Source organism: Rhizobium sp. CF122, from assembly GCF_000282035.1.
Taxonomy (GTDB): domain Bacteria; phylum Pseudomonadota; class Alphaproteobacteria; order Rhizobiales; family Rhizobiaceae; genus Rhizobium.
This window is the reverse complement of sequence record NZ_AKKA01000092.1, coordinates 1-2,347: the sequence shown is the minus strand read 5'-3', so window position 1 is coordinate 2,347 and position 2,347 is coordinate 1. Positions and strand designations below refer to the sequence as shown.

The following is a 2,347-nucleotide window of genomic DNA, read 5'->3' as shown; positions in this document are numbered from 1 at the left end:
GACGGCGATTATGCTTGTCGTCGCGTCGAAATAGAGCGGATTATGGAGGTTAGGCTGATTTTTATGACCTAGACGGATCGCGAGGTATGATCCGCAAACGTGACGAGTTTGATCGCGCCAGTGGCGCGTACGTGCGATCCTGCGTGCAATCCACAATCGAGAGGTCTGGTACGCCCTAGGGGAATCGAACCCCTCTTTACAGAATGAGAATCTGTTGTCCTAACCGATAGACGAAGGGCGCATTAGGCAAAGAAATAGGAACGAACAGGCAGTTCGACAAGACGTTCGAGCTTTGTGAAAGCGGAGATGGCGACGACTTCTTTGGTCTTGCTTGGCCGGGCGCGAACCGATGCCCTCAGCTTAATACAGTGAACGGATGTCCCGCGCGACGTCGCTCAAATCATTGTTGAACTGGTGATCCTTGCGTTCGAACATCCGAACCACGGCGTGCGGAATCGCTTTCGCATAGAGATAAACATGGGTAGCGGGCACCTCCGCGTCGTCAATGCTATGATAGAGATAGAGGGGAATGCCGGGCGAAGGGCGTTCTGAGACGTCGCCGCAGTCACCCATGCAGTCGCTTGGCCATCCGCCTTCACCGAAGAACGGCGCAGCGATGACAAACAACCCGCCGAATCTCAGCTTCGGCTGCTTGGCAAGCGCATGGATCAAAATGGTGCCGCCGAACGAGTGACCTACGAGAATTGCCTCGTCCTCCAGCGAGTCGAACTCTTTCGCCAAGGCAGCCTTCCAGACTGAGTAGCTAGGATCGTCTTCACCGGGCATTCGGGGATAGCGGATGGCATAGCTTTCGCCGAGCTCGCGCGCGAGGCTCGCCACGAGCTTGTTGTCCCAGTGGTCGTGGACGCCTTCGCCTGCTCCTTGAACGAAGAGGACCTGCTTAGCCATTGCGCCATTTTATTCGACGGACACTGACGGACGCAAGGCTGGGCTATGAGACTCCGAAAGAGCGCGGGAATACTCAGCAACGGGGAAACGTCGTCAACGCCGCAGCGGTTGCTCGACAACGTGCTCTTCTAGATGCCATCAACTCGGGACGCGTGCCACCCCTTGCGGACGGAGGCGTGATTGGCAGCGGGAGCCTTGTTATTCCCTCGGGAGCGGGCTCCGCTACGTGGCAGACATCAACCAGAAGAAGCTGGCTAAGGGTGCCATGGGCAAGGTGAAGTGACCATGAGAACGGACGAAAACGAAAATCTGCTAGCAGGGAAACGGCGTTAGCAAATGCCGCTCATAAGGTATTGAAAACATTGAATGGAGAATTTGAAGTGGCACGCCCTAGGGGAGTCGAACCCCTCTTCCCAGAATGAAAATCTGGTGTCCTAACCGATAGACGAAGGGCGCTTCCTTCGCGGTGGCGCCCTTATAGTCAGGCACTTTAAATCCCGCAAGCGGCAAATTCGATTTTTTTCATAATAATCGCAGGAATTTTATGCGGGTGCGAAATGCCGTTTATTGCAGCCGAATCAAAATACTATTGGTCGGTGTTCGCAATTCATCCAGCAAACTTACGTAGCGTTGTGAACGCCTGAACAGCAGCGTCACAGGGCGTGCGCGATGGTCGCCGGAGCAGTCCTGCCTCCACAACCCCAGTTCCAATCCCGGTTCTTTCCGGTGTCGAGGTGGACAGAGTCGGTATGGCAGTAGGTGCCGACACCGCCGCGATCCGGCAGCGAGCGGATATAGCTTGCGATATCCCATTTCGACACGCCGTCGATCTGAATGTCGGCCGCGTCACAGGTCTTGTGCATGGATTCTTCGGCGCCGCCGACCATGCGGTTGTGGTCCGGGTCGCGGTAGCCCGAGGTGACGACGACCGGTTTGCCGAAATGCGTTTCGACCGCCTTGATCACGTTCAGCAAGTTCGGCTTGAAGCAGCCGACTTCCACTTTGTCGTTTTGAAGATGCAGGCCGTTGGGCGCAATCCGCGTCATGCCGGGCAGGGAGGCTTTTTGCAGCAATCCGGAAAGACTGCCGAGCAAGTTTTGCCTGGGCGCGCTGTAGAGCGCATTCATCGTCTGGCCTGCCAGGGCTCCCGTCGAGAATGAGGCGCTCTGCGTCGGGGCGCTCGTGTTCTGTGAGGATTGCTGTGGCAATAGCGGCTGGCCCTGCTGTGTTTGCTGGGACTGATCGACCGGAACCTGGCTGCTATACACGCTCGAGCGCGTGGGGCTGACACCAACCGGCGCGTAGGCGCTACCACCGGCCGGCTGCAGTTGGGTCGAGGTCGGATTGTTCTGCGGCAGCGTGCGTACCGAAAAGATGCTCATCGCCTGCGCATTGATGCCGGTTGATTGCATTGCCAAGCCGCCGATATTGGCGGGGG

General features: G+C 57.1%; 2 protein-coding genes and 2 tRNA genes. All 4 read right to left on the bottom strand.

All coding sequences use genetic code 11. The annotated features are described in order from the left end of the window. Positions 1 to 166 precede the first annotated feature (166 nt). Positions 167 to 241, bottom strand: a tRNA-Glu gene (locus tag PMI09_RS23755). A gap of 119 nt (positions 242 to 360) precedes the next feature. Next, on the bottom strand, positions 361 to 909 hold the full coding sequence (locus PMI09_RS23750) for an alpha/beta fold hydrolase (RefSeq protein ID WP_007800448.1): 549 nt from the start codon (positions 907 to 909) through the stop codon (positions 361 to 363). A 381-nt stretch (positions 910 to 1,290) separates the two neighbouring features. Then, a tRNA-Glu gene (locus PMI09_RS23745) sits at positions 1,291 to 1,365 on the bottom strand. A 197-nt stretch (positions 1,366 to 1,562) separates the two neighbouring features. Further along, positions 1,563 to 2,347 (bottom strand): YcbK family protein (locus PMI09_RS23740; RefSeq protein WP_007800445.1); only part of this gene is annotated, 785 nt, incomplete at its 5' end.

What these genes read in the sequence shown, in the direction of transcription:
- PMI09_RS23750 (WP_007800448.1), bottom strand. Translation starts at nt 909, where the DNA reads ATGGCTAAGCAGGTCCTCTTCGTTCAAGGAGCAGGCGAAGGCGTCCAC.